Annotated in this window: 14 protein-coding genes and 7 pseudogenes; 14 read left to right on the top strand and 7 right to left on the bottom strand. The window is 68.4% G+C overall.

Annotated elements, in window-relative coordinates:
* Positions 1-12: 12 nt before the first annotated feature.
* Both ABZ192_RS37840 and ABZ192_RS37835 read right to left on the bottom strand, forming a co-directional pair.
* A complete protein-coding gene (locus ABZ192_RS37840; protein WP_356928990.1) occupies positions 13-663 on the bottom strand; it encodes a (2Fe-2S)-binding protein in 651 nt (216 codons plus the stop codon).
* A gap of 745 nt (positions 664-1,408) precedes the next feature.
* A pseudogene (locus ABZ192_RS37835) lies at positions 1,409-1,723 on the bottom strand (DNA cytosine methyltransferase); the annotation flags it as partial.
* 3 nt (positions 1,724-1,726) lie between these two features.
* Between ABZ192_RS37835 and ABZ192_RS37830 the strand changes: the two are divergent.
* Positions 1,727-1,876 (top strand): annotated as a pseudogene (locus tag ABZ192_RS37830) (pirin family protein); the annotation flags it as partial.
* A gap of 84 nt (positions 1,877-1,960) precedes the next feature.
* On the opposite strand, the gene ABZ192_RS37825 reads toward ABZ192_RS37830, so the two are convergent.
* The 3 genes from ABZ192_RS37825 to ABZ192_RS37815 form a co-directional block, all read right to left on the bottom strand.
* Positions 1,961-3,907, bottom strand: a complete 1,947-nt coding sequence (locus ABZ192_RS37825) for an RICIN domain-containing protein (RefSeq protein ID WP_356928989.1) — start codon at positions 3,905-3,907, stop codon at positions 1,961-1,963.
* 274 nt (positions 3,908-4,181) lie between these two features.
* On the bottom strand, positions 4,182-7,340 hold the full coding sequence (locus ABZ192_RS37820; protein ID WP_356928988.1) for a DUF1349 domain-containing protein: 3,159 nt from the start codon (positions 7,338-7,340) through the stop codon (positions 4,182-4,184).
* 210 nt (positions 7,341-7,550) lie between these two features.
* Positions 7,551-8,318: a FadR/GntR family transcriptional regulator gene (locus ABZ192_RS37815; RefSeq protein ID WP_356928987.1), complete on the bottom strand. Its 768-nt coding sequence runs from the start codon at positions 8,316-8,318 to the stop codon at positions 7,551-7,553.
* Positions 8,319-8,446: 128 nt separating this feature from the next.
* Between ABZ192_RS37815 and ABZ192_RS37810 the strand changes: the two genes are divergently transcribed.
* The 8 genes and pseudogenes from ABZ192_RS37810 to ABZ192_RS37775 form a co-directional block, all read left to right on the top strand.
* Positions 8,447-9,562: an enolase C-terminal domain-like protein gene (locus ABZ192_RS37810; RefSeq protein WP_356928986.1), complete on the top strand. Its 1,116-nt coding sequence runs from the start codon at positions 8,447-8,449 to the stop codon at positions 9,560-9,562.
* Between the two features lie 97 nt (positions 9,563-9,659).
* Positions 9,660-11,024, top strand: a complete 1,365-nt coding sequence (locus ABZ192_RS37805; RefSeq protein WP_356928985.1) for an ABC transporter substrate-binding protein — start codon at positions 9,660-9,662, stop codon at positions 11,022-11,024.
* A 12-nt stretch (positions 11,025-11,036) separates the two neighbouring features.
* Positions 11,037-11,957 (top strand): sugar ABC transporter permease, encoded by a 921-nt coding sequence (locus ABZ192_RS37800; protein ID WP_356928984.1) that lies wholly within the window; start codon positions 11,037-11,039, stop codon positions 11,955-11,957.
* 77 nt (positions 11,958-12,034) lie between these two features.
* Positions 12,035-12,919 (top strand): carbohydrate ABC transporter permease, encoded by an 885-nt coding sequence (locus tag ABZ192_RS37795; protein WP_356928983.1) that lies wholly within the window; start codon positions 12,035-12,037, stop codon positions 12,917-12,919.
* 161 nt (positions 12,920-13,080) lie between these two features.
* Positions 13,081-13,872 (top strand): SDR family oxidoreductase, encoded by a 792-nt coding sequence (locus tag ABZ192_RS37790; protein WP_356929025.1) that lies wholly within the window; start codon positions 13,081-13,083, stop codon positions 13,870-13,872.
* On the top strand, positions 13,869-14,936 hold the full coding sequence (locus ABZ192_RS37785; protein ID WP_356928982.1) for an aldo/keto reductase: 1,068 nt from the start codon (positions 13,869-13,871) through the stop codon (positions 14,934-14,936). The genes ABZ192_RS37790 and ABZ192_RS37785 overlap by 4 nt, the downstream gene beginning before the upstream one ends.
* Positions 14,933-15,264 (top strand): annotated as a pseudogene (locus ABZ192_RS37780) (amidohydrolase); the annotation flags it as partial. The gene ABZ192_RS37785 and the pseudogene ABZ192_RS37780, both read left to right, overlap by 4 nt.
* A 57-nt stretch (positions 15,265-15,321) precedes the next feature.
* A pseudogene (locus ABZ192_RS37775) lies at positions 15,322-15,459 on the top strand (pirin family protein); the annotation flags it as partial.
* 502 nt (positions 15,460-15,961) lie between these two features.
* On the opposite strand, the gene ABZ192_RS37770 reads toward ABZ192_RS37775, so the two are convergent.
* Positions 15,962-16,555, bottom strand: a complete 594-nt coding sequence (locus ABZ192_RS37770) for a helix-turn-helix domain-containing protein (RefSeq protein WP_356928981.1) — start codon at positions 16,553-16,555, stop codon at positions 15,962-15,964.
* A 34-nt stretch (positions 16,556-16,589) separates the two neighbouring features.
* Complete coding sequence (locus tag ABZ192_RS37765) at positions 16,590-17,090, bottom strand: cation:dicarboxylase symporter family transporter (protein WP_356929024.1); 501 nt, start codon at positions 17,088-17,090, stop codon at positions 16,590-16,592.
* On the opposite strand from ABZ192_RS37765, the pseudogene ABZ192_RS37760 reads away from it, so the two are divergent.
* The 5 genes and pseudogenes from ABZ192_RS37760 to ABZ192_RS37740 all read left to right on the top strand — a co-directional run.
* Positions 17,055-17,177: pseudogene (locus tag ABZ192_RS37760) on the top strand (hypothetical protein); the annotation flags it as partial. The gene ABZ192_RS37765 and the pseudogene ABZ192_RS37760 sit on opposite strands and share 36 nt — an antisense overlap.
* Before the next feature lie 27 nt (positions 17,178-17,204).
* Positions 17,205-17,443 (top strand): annotated as a pseudogene (locus ABZ192_RS37755) (hypothetical protein); the annotation flags it as partial.
* Between the two features lie 282 nt (positions 17,444-17,725).
* Positions 17,726-18,655, top strand: a pseudogene (locus ABZ192_RS37750) (TerC family protein); the annotation flags it as partial.
* Between the two features lie 952 nt (positions 18,656-19,607).
* Positions 19,608-19,922 (top strand): hypothetical protein, encoded by a 315-nt coding sequence (locus ABZ192_RS37745; protein ID WP_356928980.1) that lies wholly within the window; start codon positions 19,608-19,610, stop codon positions 19,920-19,922.
* Between the two features lie 14 nt (positions 19,923-19,936).
* Positions 19,937-20,151, top strand: a 215-nt coding sequence (locus ABZ192_RS37740) for a SulP family inorganic anion transporter (RefSeq protein ID WP_356928979.1), incomplete at its 3' end; no start/stop codon positions are given.

The raw sequence follows: 20,151 nt of genomic DNA, 5'->3' as shown, positions 1-20,151 counted from the left end.
GGGAATCGGTCCTCACTTCCTGCCCGCGGCCTGCTCGATCGCGCGCTCGATCTTCACGTAGCAACCGCAGCGGCACAGGTTGCCGCTCATCCACTCCCGGATCTCCTCCGGCGAGCCGGTGTGCCCCTCCTGGATGCACCCGACGCCCGACACGATCTGCCCCGGCGTGCAGAAGCCGCACTGGAAGGCGTCCTGGTCGATGAACGCCTGCTGCAGCGGGTGCAACCGGTCGCCCTTCTCCAGACCCTCGATCGTGGTGACCTCGGCGCCCTCCAGCCGCACCGCCAGCGTCAGGCAGGAGTTGACCCGGCGTCCGTCGACCAGCACCGTGCAGGCGCCGCAGGCCCCGGCGTTGCAGCCCTTCTTGGAACCGGTCAGCCCCAGGCGCTCACGCAGCAGGTCGAGGAGCGAGGTGCGGTTGTCGATCGTGACGGTGTGCCGGACGCCGTTCACCGTCAAGGAGACGCGGCTGCCGGGAGCCGCCTCGGCAGCCACCGCCGCCTCGGCGCCGAGCGGAGGCGGCCCGGCGACCAGGCCGCCGGCCACGACCGTTCCGCCGATGGCCGTGCTCGTGGCGATGAAGGTACGTCGCGAGGGTGCGGAGGGGGACGCAGGGGGGTCGGCGGGGGAAGTCAAGGCAGGGTCGGGACGTTCGGTGGGCATGTCACGCTCCCTCGGTGTGGGTACGGGTGATCGTGAAGGGGGTGGCGGTGGTCGCGTCGATCGCGAGGGTGCACCGGTTGCTCAGACGGGCTGGTCCAGGTAACGGGAGGCGGACGAGGGGGCGTGGCGTCGGCCACCAGGGCGGAATCGGCGACCGGAGGGCGTCGCTGGTCCGGCCAGCAGGACGAAGTCGCGGTCGGCGACGGGGGTAAGGGTTCGGGGCACCCACCCAGCCTTCACCACTCGACTCACCGTTATCCAGCGGCTGTTGTACCAACCATGTTCATAGCCGCCCCGACCGGCATGCGGTGGCGTCCGCACGCGGGTCACGGCCCGGGGCCTCCACTGGGCCGCCGGACCAGCCGGGCGGTGTCAGTGTCCCGGCGGCTCGGGCTGCGTGCCGCTCGTTGAGCTATGCCTCCGAGCCAGGCCGGCCACGTCGTCGAACCCGCGAGAGTCCTCACTCCCTCGCTGCGCCGCCCTCCAGCGTGACGCCGATGGAGGCGCCATGTGGGCAATGATCACCGGGCAGCTGCGCAGACAGTCCGTGCGGACGTTGACGTTGCTGGTCGGTGTGCTGGTGGCCACGGCCGGGTTCACTCTGCTGACGGGGTCCGTGGAGACCTCCTCGCGCCCTTACGCCCGGCATGGTGGTCTGACCAGGCGTCCTCTTCGTGTTCGGCCGTGCTCTCCCGCGACGGCGGGTGGCCTTCTCGGCCCTGGAGCTCTTTCGGGCGGGCGCAGATCACGACGCTCGGGGTTTGAGGGGCACGCGCAGGTACGGGGCGATGAGGTGGCCGGCGAGGAGCGGGGGCACGGCGTTGCCGATCTGGGAGAACTGCTGGCCTTTGTTGCCCTGGCATGGGTAGTCGGCGGGGAAGGTCTGGAGGATGCCGGCCTCGCGTGCGGTGATCCGGATTGGCTCCGGCGCGGGTTCGGTTCCGTTCTCCGGCGGGGTGCCGACGGGTTCGGCGATCCAGGTGCATTCGTTCGCGCGGTGCCCGAAGAAGAGCGTGCCTGCGGGCTCGTCCGCGCGTCGGACGGTGGCGTTGGCCTGGTTGGGATCGGACGGTCCCAGGAGGAGATCGAGCAGGCGCGTCGGAACTGGATGGAAGGGTCGCGGTTCAGCGAGGTGAAGGGGTACGACGGGGATCCGCTGCCCGCACCGGAGCTGCCGCCGGTGTCGTTGAAACCGCGGGGAAGGGTGCGCTGAGGGGCGCGAGGTGCCCGGGCACCTCGCGCCCGCGGGGGACCGTCGCCGCTGCTCCACAACAGCAGGTCTCAGAGGAGCGGCAGGTCAGGAGGGGATGATCTGCCATTGCTGCCGCGTCTGTGACGCATACGGCTGCTGCTCGACGTTGGCTCCGTCGGCGGTGCTGCCCTCGTCGACGCCGAGGGCAAGCCCGCTGTAGCGGTTGATGAGGAAGTAGTTCCCGTCACCGGTGGGCGTAACGGCCCAGTGCTGCTGGGGGGCGTTGGCGTCTGCCCAGATGCCTACGTTGCCGCCGTCCGCGCGGGAGAGACCAGCGACCTCCAGAAGCTTGCCGCTGCCCACACCCTTGATCTTGTAGTAGCCGTCACCGGTGCTGGTGAAGGTCCACTTCTGGTTCGCCCGGTTGAGCCATGGCCACTGATCGACGTTGGTGCCGTTGGCGGTGCGCGCACCCTCCACGTCGGCGACCTTGCCGCTGTGCCGGGCGACCAGTCGGTAGACGGTGCCGTCGCCGGGCAGTGTGGTGGACAGCAGCGTGGGCTTGACCGAGCGGCCGCCGATCCTGAGGCCGCTGATGTTGGCGTAGTCGCCGGTGGCCGCGTTGACCTGGATCCGTACGAAGCCCACGTTCCGGTTGGGCCACTCCACCAGCTTGTACTTGCCGTTGCCGGCCCAGGTGCCGGTGGCGACCTGGGTGAAGGTGACGCCGTCGGTGCTGGTCAGGATGGTGTACGAGGTGATGTCGCCGTCGGTGGAGTCGGTGCGGTTCCACTGCTTGGGCAGGTACTCCAGGGTGGAGACGTTGCTCCATACTCCGCCGAGGTCGATGGTGATCGACTGTGCCAGCGGCAGACTCCAGGTCGACCAGCAGGTTTCGTAGCGGACGTCGCTGAGTCCGTCGATGGCGTTGAGCGGTCCCTCACCGGTGTGGAAGGCGGTGGCATACGCGTTGACCGGGGTGACCGGGTGCTCGGCGCGCAGTGGCTGGGTGGGCAGCGGTGGCCGGGAGGTGTTCGGCCTCCAGGCGGCACCCACTTCGGCGAGCCGGCTGACGACGTTGGTGTCGAGCAGGCCGTTGCGGTTGGGCGGGCAGTTGAGGATGAAGGAGGTGTACTTCGGCTCCAGGTCGGCCAGGTGCGACAGGATCGCGGACCTGCTCATGAGGCCCTCGGTCGGGGTGGAGGGGTGCCAGAACCAGCCGTTGCTGATGGTCTGTCCCTGCATTCCGGCGTAGGTGTTGCCCGCCGGCGCCGTGATGCCCAGCGGCTCCTCGAAGAAGATCGCGTCGCTGAGGAAGGGCTCCACCAGCCCCCCGATGTCGATCATGACGCAGTCCGGCTGCAGCTCCTTCACCAGTGAACGGATCCGCTGGTAGGAGACGGCCTGCTGCCCCATCTGCCATGCGTAACCATCGGTCATGAACATGTCGATAGTGCCGTAGTTCGTGAGCAGCTCGCGAATCTGACCGAGGATGAAGGTCATGTCGCCGGGCTGGATGGCATCGGTGATTTCCAGCCCGCTCACCTTGTGCCGGCTCTCCCATGCCTCGACGCCGAAGGTACGGTCCCAGATCGAGTAGTAGAACCCGACCTTGAGCCCCTTCGCCCGGAACGCGTCGCAGTACGTCCGCACCACGTCCTGCTTGTAGGAGCTGTTCGCGACGTTCTGAGTGCCATAGGCGCTCGGCCACAGGGCGAAGCCGTCATGGTGCTTGGTGGTCAGGATGCCGTAACTCATCTTCGCGGCGACCGCCGCTTCGGCCCACTGTGCGCAGTTGACGCTCGGGGGAGCGAAGAGGGTGGGGCTCTGGTTGGGTTCGGCCCACTCCTGGTTCGTGAACGTGCCCAGGCTGAAGTGGTTGAACATGCCGAACCGCATGTCGACCATCTTGCTCAGATTGGTCTGCGTGTCAGCGGCGGCCGCCTGCGACACAAGACCGGAGAAGCCGGGGACGACCGGCAGGGCGGTCGCGGCGGTCACCGCACCCGCCGCGCCGAGAAACGTACGGCGAGACGTTCCTGATGAGGACATGACTCACTCCTGTGGATTGATGGCGTTGATTGCGAAACGGTGCTCCACCGGAACCTGCCGGCCGAGCGGGCGCCAAACGGAAGATGACCGCCCGAGGTTGGTGGCCGGGCTGTCGTGGGAGGCGCAATCGGCTCCGCACTGAGCGGTGAATGAGCAGAGCAGGGCCAGGACATTCCAGGCGACGAGCGGGGGCGCGGCGTGGCTCGCGCGGTGCCATGCCGCACGCAGGTCGGCCCGGACATGACGGCGCAGATCGTGACCCGAACCCGCTGCGTCAACTGACGGAGAACTGGCTGAAGGTCGCGGTGCCGATACTTCCGGCGTGGGCCGTGGAGAACATGCCCGCGTCCAGGGTGCCGCCCGCCCCGGTCAGTGTCGCAGCGCCGACAGTGGTCCAGGTGGTGCCGTCGGCGGAGTAGGAGCCGGTGACCGACGCGCCGCTCCTGACCAGGCGGAGCCAGACCGGGGCGACGGTGGCGCTTCCGGTCTTGAGGGTGTTGCTGTCGAGGTAGCCGTCACCGTTGGAGTCCGACGACAGGGCGATTCCGTTGCCGGGGGTGGTGGCGAGGACGAGGTACCCGGTGGACGAGCCGGCGGAGGCGATGTCGTTTCGCAGCATCAGGCCGGCTTTGGCCCAGCTGTTGGTCTTGTCCTGACTGGCGACGCGGACGGTGACCGTCGTGGACGTGCCGGCGGCCCCCGTCCGGTAGGCGGCGGAATACTCGTCGTCGTATGCCGTGCCGGAGCGCCATACGTCGATGCCCGCGCCGGTCAGGGAGGTCACTCCGCCGCTCTGGCTGACGGCGGCCGGAATCGAACTGTGTGCCTCGTAGGGGGAGGTGACGATGCGCAGGTTGCTGAAGGTGGCGCTGCCGGCGGTGGTGCTGTGGGCTGTGTGGATGACACCGGCATCCTGGGTGGTCGCCATGGACGGCAGGGTCACCGTCGAGCCGACCTGGGTGAAGGTGGATCCGTCGGTGGAGTAGGAGGCGGACACCTGGGTGGCAGTGCGGGTGAGCCGCAACCAGACCGGCGCCTTGACGGTGGCAGCGGTGGACGTGAGCTTGTCGAGGTGGCCGTCGGCGTCGGAGTCCCGCTGGAAGCTGACGCCGTTGTTCGGGGTCACCACCACAGCCGCGTATCCGGCGGAGGAGCCGTCGTCCGTGAGGTCGTTGCGCAGGACGACGCCGGCCTTGGCCCAGCTGTTGGTCTTGTCCAGGCTGTCGACCCGGGCGGTCACCGACGTGCCGTCGACAGCCGCCCCGTTTCGGAAGACGGTGCCGTACTCGTCGTCGTGCTGTCCGCCGGCACCCCAGATGTCCTTGCCCGCGTCAGTGATCGTGAAGTGGCCGCCGCTCTGGCCGGTGTTGGCGGGGATGGATGAGTGGGCGCTGTAGGGGGAGCTGACGGGGTCGGTGGTCAGCGGGCGGTACCGGGGCTGGATACCGGCGTTGTTCATGACCGTCTTGGCTGCTGACGGCCAGTTGCCGTCGCTGACGACGACGGTGCCGCTGACCACGTCACCGCGGCCGTTGGTGTTGGTGATGTTCGCGTGACTGTTGTTCGTCCAGTTGTCGATCAGGGTCAGGGCACCGGTGTTGTTGGTCGCACTACTGTTTTCGTGGCCCCATTCGCCAGTGTTCCGGAAGACGTTGTTGGTGTCCGTGAAGTCGCGGGAGCCCTCGTCGTGGTAGAAGCCGAACCAACCATTGTTGCTGTGGCAGTAGTTGCGTTCGAAGGTGCTGCCCGGTGACGCCGACAGGGTGTACAGGCAGCCGCCGTCGGTCATCTGCTGCATGAGGTCGTGGATGTAGTTGTCGGTGACGTGGTTGTTCGCGGCGGTGGTCGCGGTCGTGTAGACGGGCTGGTAGTTGTACAGGCCCCGGTTGGTGTAGTCCTGGCTGCCGCCGATGTCGTTGGCGCCCCAGCCGTAGCCGATGGTGAGGCCGGAGTAGGGGAGGTTGTACACCTCGTTGTGCGAGATGGTCGCGCCGTTCACGTAGGTGACGAGGATGGCCGACATGTCTCGGTATTCCAGCGCCACGTCGTGGATGAGGTTGTTGCTCAGCGTGATGTCCCGGTTGGTCATCCGCCTGTCACTGGGGTGGTGCGCGTCCGCCCGAACGCCGCCGACGGCGATGCCCCCGCCCGCGTTCTGGGTGAAGACGTTGCCGGTCGCTGTGATATTGCGGGCGCCGAGTCCGACGCCGGTGGTGTGGGCGTTGGCGTCGTTGCCGATGCCGAGGCCGTTCTGTCCGAGTTGGGTGAACCGGTTGCCGGTGAACGTGATGTGGTCGGCGGCCGAGACCTGGACGGCGGAGGGCATCTGCTTCCAGTGAGGGCGTGCCGCCTCGAAGAGCCGGCAGCCGCTCTGACACGAGGTCAGGGCGTCCGACGGGCGATCCCAGGTACCGGAGAGGTATGCGCCGGTCTGCTGGCTGGCGTAGCCGTGGGCGGTGGGGTCCAGCCAACTGGTGCCCGAGAACTGCAGCCCTGAGAAGGAGATGTGGGTGGCGGGGGAGGAGTACGTCCCTCCGACGCTGATGAGCGACTCCAGCCTCGGCACCTCGACGTCGGCCTCACTCATGTCCTGCCCGGTGAGCGGCTTGTAGTACAGGGTGCCGGCAGCGGTGTCGAGGTACCACTCGCCGGCCGTGTCGAGGAACTCGTAGGCGTTCTCGATGTAGAGGGGGCCGGCCCGGAAGGGGCTCGTCAGGGTGTCGTAGCCGAACGTGTTGTTGTTCCACGAAGGCTGAGCCATGGTGATGGTGCCGTTGCTGATGCCGGTCACCGGGGCGTAGCGGTCGGTGAAGGATCCGATGCCGTGGATCTCGGTCCGGCCGGGCTGCGCGAGGCTGTTGAGGTAGCTCAGTGAACTGTTGGTGAACGTGTAGCCGCTGGTGGTCGCGGTCAGGTCCGAGCGGCGAATCTCGGTACGGGCCCTGGTGGCCATGACGCCGTCGACGGACAGATGGCGCGTGTCGAAGCCGGTGCCGACGTTGCTCTTCCAGATGTTCTTGGCCGAGTCCTGCACGGTCCAGTCGGTGGCCTTCCGCGCTCCGGTGATGACGGGGTGGGCGCCCAGCGCGGCCTTCCAGTTCACCGTGTGGCCGCCTGTGCCGGAGTCCGCCGAGGTGAAGGCGAGCGGCGCGGAGAGCCGGTAGGTGCCGTCGGCGAGCTCGACGGTGATGTCGCGTGTCATGGAGTTGTTGATCGCCCGCACCTTGGTCTTGGCCTGGGTGACGGAGCACGGGCGGCCCAACGAGCAGGCGGTGCCGGAGCCGTCGGGTGCGGCGTAGAGCGTCGTGCCGGCCGCGAAGGCGGGGTCGGCCTGGGTGAGGGCTGCCGCGGTGGAGGCAGTGAGGACGGCGGCCGTGGCCAGCCATGACCTGAGACGGCCAGGAACCGTGGGACGTATGCGGGTTGTTCGCATGTGACACCTTCCGGGAGGTTCAGGGGGCCCGTGGTGTGCGTGGGCGGGCAGGGGACAGCCCAGCGGCAAGAGGGGGAAGGGGTAAGAGCGATGTAACATTAGACGTCATATGAATTTCGTCAATAGGTCGCGCGCTGCGGCTCGGCGGGACCTGGACATGCGAACGCCCCCGGGCCTGTTTGGCTCGGGGGCGAGTCGGTGGGAGTGCTCTCAGGAGGCGGGCGAGCCGACGTTCGGCACGCGGCGGCGGCTCCAAGCGGTCGTGATGTGTGCCGCCATGGCTTGCGCGGCCCCCTCGGAGTCCCGGGCCAGCAGCCGCTCGGCGACTGCGCGGTGCTCCGCGTTGGCCCGCTCGCACGCGGTCGCGTCCGGAGTGCCGTTGTACAGGTACGTCGTGCGTGCCTGGGCGTGGAGGATCCGGATGATGGAACGCCCGAGCCTGTTGTGGGATGCCTGCATGATCCGGTCGTGGAAGGCCACGTCGGTCTCGATGAAGCGTGCCGGGACGGCGGTCTCCTCGTCGAGCCGGACGAGCAGCCGCTCGACGTCTCTCAGGTCGTCGTCCGTTGCCAGCTCCGCGGCCTGGGCTGTCATCTGGGCTTCCAGCGTCGAGCGGATGTCGACCAACTGGTCGAGGACGACGAGCTCGTCGTCGTGCTGGACGGTGGCGGCGAGCACGACGGGGTCGAGGAGGTTCCATTCCTCGGGCGGGGTGACGGTGGTGCCGTAGCCCTGCCGGGCGAGGACCAGCCCCTTGGCCTCCAGGGACTTGACCGCCTCGCGGACGGTGATGCGGCTGACGCCGAACGTCTCGCAGAGCTCGGGTTCGACCGGCAGGGTCGATCCTGGAGGAATGGCACCCGACACGATCGAGTCGGTGAGGCTCTCCGTGACGGCTTGCGCCAGTCGGGCCGGACGCTTGGGCCAGGGCTTGAGAACGGGAGGCTCTCCTGTCCTGCCGGTGCTGTCCTTGGCCATGCGGGTCCCCTTTGCTGATGCGGATGGCGGCGAGTCTACTGCGCGGGACTTCTTGACAGCATTCGTATGACGACTTACGTTACACGAAAATTTCGCCGCAGTACTTTCCCGTGCAAGGGGTGCAAGCCGTGCGCATTGCCGAGGTCGAGTGCCATCCGGTCCGGGTGCCGGGAGCCAGTCCGCCCTTCGTCTGGCGGGACGGACTCCTGGGCAGCCCGTCCGAGGGTGAGGCCGCGGTGCTGCGCATCCGCACGGACGAAGGGGCCGAGGGGGTGGCGCTGTCCCCTCGGCGGGGCAGTGGTGTCATCCTGGCGGACCTGCTGGACCGCGTACTGCGCAAGGAGCTGGTGGGACAGGATCCCCTGCAGCGGGAATGGCTCTGGCACCGCATGTGGGAGCTGGACCGCACGGAGGAGCTACCGCTCTACCTGCTGGGTCTGGTCGACACCGCGCTGTGGGACCTGGCCGGACGACTCGCCGACCGGCCCACCTGGCAGGTGCTCGGTGGTTACCGCACCTCGATACCCGCCTACGCCTCCACTGTCACCTACTCCTCGGTCGAGGAGTACCTGGACATCGCCGACCAGGCCTTGGAGCTCGGCTACCCGGCCATCAAGCTCCACGCCTGGGGTGACGCCCGCCGCGACGCCCGCCTGTCGGTGGCGTTGCGCGAGCACGTGGGGGACGACGTCCCACTGATGTTCGACGGGTCGGCGGGCTTCGACCTCCCCGACGCGATCCATCTCGGGCACGCTCTCTCGGACGCCGGCTACCTCTGGTACGAGGAGCCGATGAGGGAGTTCAGTGTCACCGCGTACAAGCGCCTCGCCGACGCGGTGGCCGTTCCCCTCCTCGTGGCCGAGACCTCCGACGGGGCGCACATGAACTCGGCCGATTTCATCCAGGCCGGCGCCGCCACCTTCGGAGTCCGCGCCTCCACCCAACTGCGCGGCGGCTTCACCGGCGCGATGCGCACCGCCCACCTCGCCGACGCCTACCGGCTGCGCGCCGAGGTGCACGGGCCGGAGATCCCCAACCGGCACCTGTGCATGGCCATCTCGAACACCACCTACTACGAGTCGCTGGTCATGGGCAATCCCATCAGCCGTGAGAGCGGCATCGACTCTCGCGGCCTCGTTCGTGCCCCCACCGGTCCGGGCGTCGCCCTTCCGGCGGGCCTGGACTACCCTCCTGCGCTTCAGGCATTTGTCGACAAGGAGACCGTCACCCCGCCTCGGGCCTGATGACGGGAGCCCCAGGCCGCCCGACGGCCTGTCTCGAACACCCCGAGCGCGGCGCCTCTCCCCGCTGTGCGTCATTTCCCAAGATCTGAGGTCAGTCATGAACGACGACGTTCCGGTTTCCTCCCGCCGCCGGCTCAGGCGCACGGCCGTCGCTGTCCTGGGCGCCGTCTCCCTGCTCGTGCTCGCTGCCTGTGGCAGCGCGGACCCCACGCCGACGACGGCTTCCTCCCCGGCCGTCTTCAAACCTGTCGCTCAGAAGGAAGGCAGCGAGATCACGGTCTGGGCGGACGCCACCCGCGTGCCTGGCGTGCAGGCGTACCAGAAGGCGCACCCGAACGTGAAGATCAAGATCGTCACGTACAGCGGGGACGCCAACGGCGCCAACGACCTGCAGACCAAGGTCCAGCTGTTCGACCGGGCCGGCAGCGGGTGGCCCGACGTCGCGTTCAGCGCCAATGTCAACGACGGCAGCTGGGCATCTCAGGGCAAGAGCCCGTATGCCGCGCCCGTCAACCAGGGCGTGGTCTCGCAGTCCACGTTGAAGGGCTTCGCGGACGGTGCGCTGAATCCCTGCACCTTCAACGGCAACACCTACTGCCTCCGGAACGACCTGGCCCAGAACGTGCTCTGGTACAACAAGTCCCTCATGGGGAAGTTCGGGTACTCCGTCCCGACCACCTGGGAGGAGTACCAGGCACTCGGCGAGAAGGTCGCCGAGGAGCACCCCGGCTACCTGGTCGGCACCGCCGGGGACGCCTGGAGCCCTGAGGTGTACTTCTGGGCGAGCCAGTGCCCTGCCAGCACGGCGACCGGTGCCAAGAAGGTGAAGGTGGACCTGCAGGACGCCAAGTGCATCCGGATGGCCAAGCTGCTCGACACCCTGATCGCCAAGGGCTCGGTCTCCAAGGACACCGTCTTCAGCGCCGGCTTCATCAAGAACCAGGCGAGCAAGGTCCTGATGCTCCCCGGCCCCTCCTGGTTCGGCCAGGTGCTCTTCAACTCCACCTTCAAGACCCCCAAGGGACAGATCGCCGCCGCATCCCCGCTGAAGTTCGAGGGCGACGCCAAGAACTACACCGGCAACGTCGGCGGCGGACTGTGGTTCGTCTCCTCCCACAGCAAGAACCTCAAGGCGTCCGCAGACCTGGTCACCTGGATGACGACCTCCGACGCCTACCAGGGCACCGCCGGCACCTACCCCGCGTACAAGAAGGCCGCGGTCACCTGGCTCGCCAACCAGAAGAAGACCGGTTACTTCGCCGAGGACGTCGGTCCCGTCTTCACGGAATCCGCGGAACTGATCTGGCCCGGCTGGTCCGCCACCCAGTACAGCCAGGAAGCCATCTACTCCTCCACGGTGGTCCCCGCCCTGAACTCCGGCAAGACCCTCACCGACACCCTGGACACGTGGCAGACGGCCATCACCAACAAGGCCAAGTCCCTCGGCTACACCGTCAACTAGCGAAGCGGACCCATGACCACCCACCTGGCGACGGAGCGCAGCGGCCGCCGACGCGGCCGCTCCGCCCGCAACCCCGCCGGACGAGCCGGCTACGTCTTCGTCTCGGGCTACGTCCTCCTCCTGCTCGCCTTCGGCGTCCTGCCCACCGGTTACGCGGTGTGGCTGGCGCTGTCCAACTCCCGCAACCAGCTCGTCGGACTCGGCAACTTCACCCGGACGTTCACCGACTACCGCTTCGGACCGGCCTTCCTCCACATCGGCCTGTACCTGGTGGTGTGGCTGGCCAGCCTGATGATCCTGGTGGTGCTGCTCTCCCTGATGCTGCACGGCCGCATGCGCAGGGCCTCCACCACCTTGCGGTTCCTGTTCTACCTGCCGGGAGCCCTCGCCGGGGTGGCGAGCGTGCTTCTCTTCCTGATCCTCCTCGACCCGGCTGCCAGCCCCGTCGGCTGGCTGCTGAAGGGCTTCGGCTGGAACACCCTCGCCGAGGTCAACGCCCCCGGTCACCTGCCGGTGCTCTTCACCGTCATCGCCTTCTGGACCGGGGCCGGCGGCTGGATCGTGGTCATGTACGGCGCGCTCAACAGCATCCCCGACGAAATCCTGGAGGCCGCCCGCATCGACGGCGCCAGCACGCTCCAGATCGCCCTGCGCATCCAGATCCCGATGATCACCAAGTGGATCGCGTACATGCTGATCCTGGCCTTCGCGGCCGGCACCCAGCTCTTCGTCGAGCCGCAACTGGTCTCCCTCGCCAGCTGGGGCATGATCCCCGACAGCTGGTCACCGAACCAGCTCTCCTACCAGTACGCCTTCCAGGCAGGCGACTTCAACGGCGCGGCGGCGCTCTCCGTCGACCTCCTCATCCTGGGCCTCGCCTGCGCGGCGCTCGTCGTCTTCCGTACCGGCCTGTTCGACAGGGACGAAGGATGACCACAGCTCCCACGACAACAGCCCGCCGAACCCCGCCGCCTCGTACCGCCGGCGCCCGCACCAGCCCGAGGAAGCCCATGCGCCGGAAGCGCCGCCCAAGCTCACTGGCCGCCCGGCTGGCCTGGATCGTCGTCATGGGCCTGTCCGCGCTGTTCTTCTGTGTGCCGGTGGTGTGGCTCCTGCTGGCCCCGGCCAAGACCGACAGTCAGATCGTGCGGGACAACCCGTTCTCCTTCGGCTCTCTCGGCGCGGTCGCTGACACCTGGCAGCACCTCTACGCGTTCCAGGACGGCGCCATCCTCACCTGGCTGCTGAACTCGGCGCTGTACACATTCGGCGCGCTGGCCGTGACCCTGGTGACGTCGATCCCCGCCGGGTACGCCCTGGCCCTCACCCAGTTCATCGGGCGACGGCTGCTGCTGACCATCACCATGCTCGTGATGCTCATGCCGACAGCAGCGATGGTGCTGCCCCTGTACCTGGGGATGAACGCCGTGCACCTGGACGGCACGATCTGGTCGGTGATCCTGCCCTTCTCCTTCTTCCCGTTCGGGGTCTACCTCACCTACATCTACTTCTCCTCCAACGTCCCCTCCGACCTGCTGTCCGCAGCGCGCATCGACGGCTGCTCGGAGTGGCAGGTCTTCCGTCTCATCGCGATGCCGCTGGCCAAGCCCGTGATCGCACTGGTCGGCTTCTTCAACTTCGTCGGCAACTGGAACAACTTCTTCCTGCCGTTCGTGATGCTGCCCGACAGCTCCCAGTATCCGGCGCAGGTGGGGCTGAACAACCTGCTCGCCGCATCGCCGCTGTTCAACACCTCCAGCGGCGTGGGCAACCAGATCTTGCGGCCCGAACTGGCCCTGGCCACCCTGGTGACCATCGTCCCCGTGCTGATCGTGTTCCTCTTCTCCCAACGCGCCCTCGTCTCCGGCATGCTCGCCGGCGCGACGAAGGAGTGAGGGGGGCTGCGGACATCCGCAACTGCAGCATCTTTCTGCGCGAGGACACGCTGTTCGGCTCCTTCGAGTACCACGGCGACACCGGCGAGCTCGCCATCGACGGCCTCGGCGCCCCAGCGCCAGACCTTCGCCCAAGCGTGAAAGGCACCCCTTTGAGCAGCATGAACGGCCTGTCAGGACTCCAGGCCGTCGTCACCGGCGGCGCGTCCGGGATCGGGCTGGCCACGTCCCGGATGCCGGCCGACCACGGCGCCACGGTGGCCGTCATCGACCTCGACCCCTCCGGTGCCCCGGAGCCGCGGATCGCCCTCCAGGCCGATCCCGCCGACGACGCCTCGGTACGTGTCGCCGTGGACGGCGCCGCCGAGCAGCTCGGTGGCCTGGACATCCTGGTCAACAACGCGGGCATCGGCGCCGTCGGTACCGTCGAGGACAACCCCGACGACGAGTGGCACCGCGTCCTCGACGTCAACGTCCTCGGAACGGTGCGCACCACCCGCGCCGCCCTGCCGTATCTGCGGCGCTCGTCGCACGCAGCGGTCGTCATCACATGCTCCATCGCGGCCACTGCGGGCCTCCCCCAGCGCGCCCTGTACTTCGCGAGCAAGGGTGCGGTGCTGTCGCTGCCCCTGGCGATGGCCGCGGACCACGTCCGTGAGGGCATCCGCGTCAACTGCGTCAACCCCGGCACCGCCGACACCCCCTCGGTGACCCGACTCCTGGACGTCGCAGACGACTCGAAGGCGGAACGCGCCGCCCTCGACGCACGCCAGCCCCTGGGCCGCCTGGTGACCGCTGACGAGGTGGCGGCGGCCGTGGTCTACCTGGCGAGCCCCGCCGCGGCGTCCGTGGTCTACCTGGCGAGCCCCGCCGCGGCGTCCGTCACCGGCATCGCCCTGGCCGTCGACGGTGGCATGCAGGGGCTCCGGCCGCGCCCGGCGGTCGGCTCATGAGAGCGACGACGCTGGGCGGCACCGGTGTCAGGGTCACTGAGCTGTCGTTCGGGGCCGCCGGCATCGGCAACCTCTTCCGCCCGGTCTCCGACGAGGCCGCGTCCGCCGCGGTGGAGGCCGCCTGGGACGCGGGCGTACGCACCTTCGACACTGCCCCGCACTACGGACTCGGGTTGTCCGAGCGACGCTTGGGCGCCGCGCTGCGCGGCCGCGACCGCGACACGTACACCGTCTCCACCAAGGTCGGGCGGCTGCTCGAACCCGCCCCGGAGGGTGGCCGCGGCGACGATCTCGACCACGGCTTCGCCGTGCCCGACACCCACCGCCGCGTCTGGGACTTCAGCTCCGACGGAGTCCTGCGCTCTCTGGAAGAGAGCCTGGACCGCCTCGGCATGGATCGTGTGGACATCGCCTTGCTGCACGACCCGGACCACCACGCCGAGCAGGCTCTCACCGAGGCGTACCCGGCGCTGGAACGGCTGCGCGGTGAAGGCGTCGTCAAAGCGATCGGCATCGGGGTGAACCAGTGCGCGCTCCCGGCCCGCTTTCTGCGCGAGACCGACATCGACGTGGTGCTGCTCGCCGGCCGCTACACCCTGCTGGAGCAGGAGGGGCTTGCCGAGGTACTGCCGGAGGCCGCCGCCCGTGGCAGGAGTGTCATCGTCGGCGGGGTGTTCAACTCAGGTCTGCTCACCGACCCGAAATGCGGGTCCACGTTCGACTACGCGCCCACCCCACCCCATGTGCTTGACCGGGCGCTGCACATGAAGGCGGTTACCGAACGCCATGGCGTGCCGCTGCGCGCAGCCGCTCTGCGCCTCCCGTTCGGACATCCGGCGGTAGCGAGCGTCCTGTCCGGTGCGCGTTCCGCCGAGGAGGTCCGCGACACGGTGGACCAGCTGGGGCGAACGGTACCGGCCGCGGTCTGGGACGGACTGCGCGCCGAGGGGCTGCTGCCCCCGCACGTCCCCGTCCCTGCTGCGATGCCGGTCGACGAAGCCAATCGGCGGCAGAAGGAGTCGACGAGTCGTGGGGGAGACCGCGATGGAGGGGAACACCGCTGAGGGCGTCATCGACGCGCACCACCACGTGGGGGACCTCTCCGGAACTCGCCCCGCTGCGCCGCGACTTCCTGCTCGCCGACCTGGAGTCCGAGGCCCAAGCCGCCGGTGTCACCGCGACGGTCCTGGTGCAGACGATCGACGTGCCGGAGGAAACGCCCGAGTTCCTGGCGTTGGCCCAGGACAGCGACCTGGTGGCCGACGTCGTGGGCTGGACCGACCTGACCACCAGGTGCAGGGCGAAACTGATCCTCGCCGGCTGGTGCGGCCGGACGTGCTGAGTGGGCTCGCCGCGGTGGCCGCAGCGGGGCTCGTGTACGGCCGCCTCGTACGCCGAAGTCACCGGAATCGCACGGGGGTTGACGGCCGCACTCAATACCGCCGAATGCACTGGATCGGATGGTCCCAGGAGGAGATCGAGCAGGCGCGTCGGGAGCGGATGGAAGGGTCGCGGTTCGGGGAAGTGAAGGGGTACGACGGGTCCGCTGCCGCACTGGAGCTGCCGCCGGGGCCGTTGAGAAGGTGATCGGGTAATTCCCACTGCCTTCCGCCTGCCTGTCAGAGGTTCGGCGGTGTCCGGACCACTGCCGAAGTGGCTGATGGCCGAGTCGGGCGTTACGGGAGGGCGGCGTCGCTCACGCTGCCGTCTTGTGGATCCACACACTTCTGGTGGCGCGCTGCCGGTTGAGCTTGACCAGTCCCCGAGGCGAACGCGGGTGAACCGGCTCAGCCGCGGGGTCCCGCCCCGGGCAGAAGTGTGTCGATGACGAGCGTGGCAAGCGCGTCCGGGTCCTGCTTGGCAGGGTCCTGGTCCGCACCGGGCCTGTCGAGGGCTTCGCTGAGGAGCGCGTGGTAGACCTGCCGCGTCCACTCCAGGTCCGCGTCCGCGGCGAGGAGCCCCTCGCTCTGTGCCCGGCTCAGGAGTTCGACGGTGTGGGTGTCGATCTCCTCCTGAGGGCAGCCCGATGTGATGGCCGCGTGGTGGTCCCACCTGGCGTTGCGGGGGTCGGGGCGGGGTGCCTGACGTTTTACGCCTGGGTGTCCTGCCGGCGGTAGCCGCTCGCGATGAGCATGCGGAGCCGGTCGAGCGACTCCTCCTCGGTGCCGGTGCCCTTGATCCAGGCAAGGGAACAGGCCGCGAGGAACAGGTCGTGCCCGCGCACCGACGCGCGCACGCGCCCCGCGAGCTGCGCGGCTCGCACGTACTGATCGGTGGCGGAGATGAGGATGTCGCAGGGAATCGTGAGCGGGTTCTCCGGCTCCTGCGCCCGGGCCGCGGCCATGAGCGGGTCCGGCAGCCCGCTGAAGGCGCTGAAGTACTCCTCCATCGCCCGCAGCCACTGCTCCAGCGCCTCGGCCGGGTCGCCGAGCTGATCGATGTCTGCCTGGCGGGCCACCAGCTCCTCGGAGCGGGTCTGCAGTACGGCCGCCAGCAGCGCCTCCCGGGTGGGGAAGTGCCGGTACAGGGTGCCGGGCCCAACGCCCGCCTCCTTGGCCACCGCCTCGAGGGAGGTACCGACCCCGTGCTGCAGGAAGTGACGCTGCGCGGTCTCCAGGAGGGCAGCGCGGTTGCGCTGGACGTCCGCGCGGGGCTTGCGTCCCCGCTGTTCACCGGCGCTCATGCGCCCTCCTGCCTGCCGTGATACCGCGGCCGCATCAAAACGGATGCTGCCTCCGTACGTAGTCGAGAGTAAAACGGAGGCAGCATCCGGTCAAACCGGCGGTCCGACCCCCGGCGGTGCCCTTGCTGGTGAGCATCATGACGCCGACCATGATCAGCTGCTGCTGCTGCTGCTGCCAGGACAGGTCGATGCCCATGGCCTGGGCCAGGAAGAGGGAGGCCATCGTGAGGTAGACCGCGGAGCCGTCCAGGTTGAAGGAGAACCCGGAGGGGATGACGATGCCGACAACGGGCCGGCCGATGCCGAGGATCTCCAGTTTGCGTACCAGCTGGGGCAGGACGGCCTCGCTGGAACAGGTGCTGAGGGCGACGAGCAGTTCGGCCTTGAGGGAGCGGATGAGGCCGAACAGGCTCAGGCGGCAGGCCCGCATGATGGCGCCGAGGACGACCAGGACGTAGACGATGCAGGTCGCGGTGAACAGGATGATGAGGTAGCCGAGCTGTTTGAGGCTCTCGGCGCCGTAGGTGGCGACCACGGTGGCCAGGGCGCCGAAGGTACTAGCGATCCCGCGCGCCGGGAGGTCACACCGCTGGAGCTGTTCTTCGACCTGGTCTACGTCTTCGCGATCGGCCAGCTGTCGCACCGGCTCCCCGAGCGTTCCGCGACGCTGCTCTCACCGCCCTTCCGGGCCATGGTGAAGGCCGTACGGCCGTTGATCCGGCTGCTCGACGCGATCAGCAGCTTGGCCGCGGACCGCGACCGTATTCGGCTCCCGATCCGCGAGCGGGACGCCGTCCTCGGTTCGGTGCATGCCCTTGATGCCGTGGTGGCCCGTGCCCGGGGCGGACGACCACCGCTCGTGCCCCGGCACGCCCGATACCCGAGTTGACCGAGGACTGCCACGGTGACCGCCGCGATCGACGTCTCCTGCAGCCACAGGGGCGTCGGGTACTGCCTGCGATCTCGGGGTGGGGCTGATCCGGCGGAGGGCTCCAAGCTGCGGTGTGATGGCGCGCGTGCGCTACGGCCGGAACGCGTCCTGGTGACGCCGTCCGGATCACATGGCCTCCGGCCGGCCTCACCCGCTCCGCATGCCTCGGAGGGCGCAATGCCGGACACTCCTGTATAGGGCCGGCGTATTTCGCGCGGGCCATAGTGAGGGTGTTCGGCGTGCTTGAGGTCCCGCTCTGGCTGTGGGGGGCGTTCGCCGCGACGGTGGTCGTGTCGTTGGCGGTGGACCTGCTGTCCCACCGCACCGCGCACGTCATCGGCTTCAAGGAGGCCGCCGCATGGAGCGGCCTGTGGGTGAGCCTCGCCCTGATCTTCGGCGCGGTCGTCTTCCTCGTCCTCGGCACGACGGCGGGCACCGAGTACACGACGGCGTGGCTGCTGGAGAAGAGCCTGTCGGTCGACAACCTGTTCGTCTTCGCCGTGATCTTCGCGTACTTCAAGGTGCCCCGCGCCTACCAGCACCGCGTGCTGTTCTTCGGCGTCATCGGCGCGCTCGTCTTCCGCGGGATCTTCCTCTCCCTCGGCGTGGCCGTGGTCAGCCGGTTCACCGCCGTGCTGTTCGCTTTCGCCGCGGTCCTCTTCTACAGCACCTACAAGCTCCTCAAGGACGAAGAGGAGAGCTTCGACCCGGGCAAGAGCTTCGCCGTGCGGATGCTCCGCAAGATCATCCCGGTGCGCGACGATTACGCCGGGGCGAAGTTCTTCGTCAAGGAAGCCGGCACACGGATGGCGACCCCGCTGCTCGCGGTGGTCGCCGCGATCGAGGCCGCCGACCTGATCTTCGCCGTCGACAGTGTGCCCGCCGTCCTCGCGGTCAGCGACGACGCCTTCATCGTCTACACCAGCAACGCCTTCGCCATCCTCGGCCTGCGGGCCCTCTACTTCATGCTCGCCGGCCTGCTGGACCGCTTCCACTACCTGAACAAGGGCCTGGCGATCATCCTCGCCTTCATCGGGGTCAAGCTCATCCTCCAGGCGTCCCACAAGCTGATCAGCCCCGGCATCCCGGAGATCCCCTCACCGATCAGCCTCGCGGTCATCGTCGTCGTCCTGACAGGTTCCGTGGTGCTCAGCCTGAAAAGGCCCGCCCCGATAGGCGCTCTGGAACACACCGGCGAACAGGACGCCTCCGCGGCCACCGAGCGGCCCGAGACGCCCAGCGCACTGCCCGTGACGGATGCCCCTGAGCCTCCAGCCGGCGCATCGGGCGGGGAGGGTGGAGCCAGCTCGCGCTCGGGTCGGCGACGAAGCAGGGCACTTCCCGAAGCGTCAGGGCGGGCATATCGTAAAAAAATGGTCAAAATGAAGCGCAAACCCGAAGCGTACGCCTGTCCGACGTGCAAGAAGTCCGTGCCGGCCGCAGTCCACCGCCACAAGACCCTCGGCGTGTTCGTTCCCGTGTGGGGTCCGGGCCCCTGTCAAAACCGCGAATGCCCCGACTACCGGTTGGACCCCAGTCGAAAGCACTCTGCGACCCGGTAACGAAACCGGCGGCGCGGTGATGCGAAACCCGCGTGCCCCTACTTTGGGGCAGTGACAGCTTCGCGCCAATTCCACTTCTGTTTTCAGGCTCTCTTGACGTGTAAACGCTCAGTTACCCCCGCAAACAACTTTGCCAAGCTAACGTGTTCTTGACCGACCTTTGACCGATCATTGGTGTACACAAGAGGTTGCGGGCTGCTTTGAGGGGGTTCATGTTCCGAGGTGCGAGGTTCCGGACGGACCGCGGTTTCTCATTGCCGTTCTGGTCGCTCTCCAGTGCTTCGAATCAACCCCGCCTTTCGTATCGCACCGGCGACCGGCACCGCGCCGTCGGCTGCGTATGTGAAGCGCCGGACCACCCGCTGATGGAGGCGTGCGTGTCGACCGCGTCCAAGCCGACCACGCCCCGCCTCGCGGACCACGGTAGATCCAGATGGACGGCAGCCCACTCGTCGGCCGCTCTGCAGGTCTTCCGCTGCTGAGCCGAAGAGCACCCACACCACCCCGTGCCCGGTAAGTCCGACGCGCACCCCACGGCGCGCCAGGAGGTCCCCACACCATGCAACCCGTCAACGACAACGCCTGCTTATTCGGACCCCGCCCTGAGGAGTCCGCTCGCCTCGCCGAGGGTCAGTCCCTCCGGGTCCTGCGCATCACCTGCGCCTGCGCGATCCCCGCCGGCGGCAACCCGGTGGACGTCGAGGCCGTGCAGAGGAACCACGTGCTGACGCGGCTGGAGCGGCTGTGCGCCTACCCGTGCCACGAGCAGAGCCTGGAGGCGGGGCGACTCCAGCTGCACGGCTGGCGCCCCGAGGTCTCCACCGGAAACGTGCGGGAGCACCGCATGGAGCCCAGCTCCTCCGAGACCCTGTAAGGGAGTTGTTGACCATGCTGTCCAAGTTCCCTTACCTGCGACAGGACTTCCTCGCGTCCATCGTCGTCTTCCTCGTCGCCGTGCCGCTCTGCATCGGCGTGGCCGTCGCCTCCGGCGTCCCGGCCGAACTCGGCCTGATCACCGGCATCGTGGGCGGTCTCGTCACCGGGTTGCTGCCCGGCAGCAGCCTCCAGGTGTCCGGGCCCGCCGCGGGTATGACCGTGCTGGT

Source organism: Streptomyces sp. NPDC006235 (assembly GCF_040613735.1).
Lineage (GTDB): Bacteria > Actinomycetota > Actinomycetes > Streptomycetales > Streptomycetaceae > Streptomyces.
This window is presented reverse-complemented; position numbering and strand designations above follow the sequence as displayed.

Bases quoted from the DNA above. Each gene is read 5' to 3' on its own strand.
- ABZ192_RS37840 (WP_356928990.1), bottom strand. From the start codon at position 663: ATGCCCACCGAACGTCCCGACCCTGCCTTGACTTCCCCCGCCGACCCC.
- ABZ192_RS37825 (WP_356928989.1), bottom strand. From the start codon at position 3,907: ATGTCCTCATCAGGAACGTCTCGCCGTACGTTTCTCGGCGCGGCGGGT.
- ABZ192_RS37820 (WP_356928988.1), bottom strand. From the start codon at position 7,340: ATGCGAACAACCCGCATACGTCCCACGGTTCCTGGCCGTCTCAGGTCA.
- ABZ192_RS37815 (WP_356928987.1), bottom strand. From the start codon at position 8,318: ATGGCCAAGGACAGCACCGGCAGGACAGGAGAGCCTCCCGTTCTCAAG.
- ABZ192_RS37805 (WP_356928985.1), top strand. From the start codon at position 9,660: ATGAACGACGACGTTCCGGTTTCCTCCCGCCGCCGGCTCAGGCGCACG.
- ABZ192_RS37800 (WP_356928984.1), top strand. From the start codon at position 11,037: ATGACCACCCACCTGGCGACGGAGCGCAGCGGCCGCCGACGCGGCCGC.
- ABZ192_RS37795 (WP_356928983.1), top strand. From the start codon at position 12,035: ATGCGCCGGAAGCGCCGCCCAAGCTCACTGGCCGCCCGGCTGGCCTGG.
- ABZ192_RS37790 (WP_356929025.1), top strand. From the start codon at position 13,081: ATGAACGGCCTGTCAGGACTCCAGGCCGTCGTCACCGGCGGCGCGTCC.
- ABZ192_RS37785 (WP_356928982.1), top strand. From the start codon at position 13,869: ATGAGAGCGACGACGCTGGGCGGCACCGGTGTCAGGGTCACTGAGCTG.
- ABZ192_RS37770 (WP_356928981.1), bottom strand. From the start codon at position 16,555: ATGAGCGCCGGTGAACAGCGGGGACGCAAGCCCCGCGCGGACGTCCAG.
- ABZ192_RS37745 (WP_356928980.1), top strand. From the start codon at position 19,608: ATGCAACCCGTCAACGACAACGCCTGCTTATTCGGACCCCGCCCTGAG.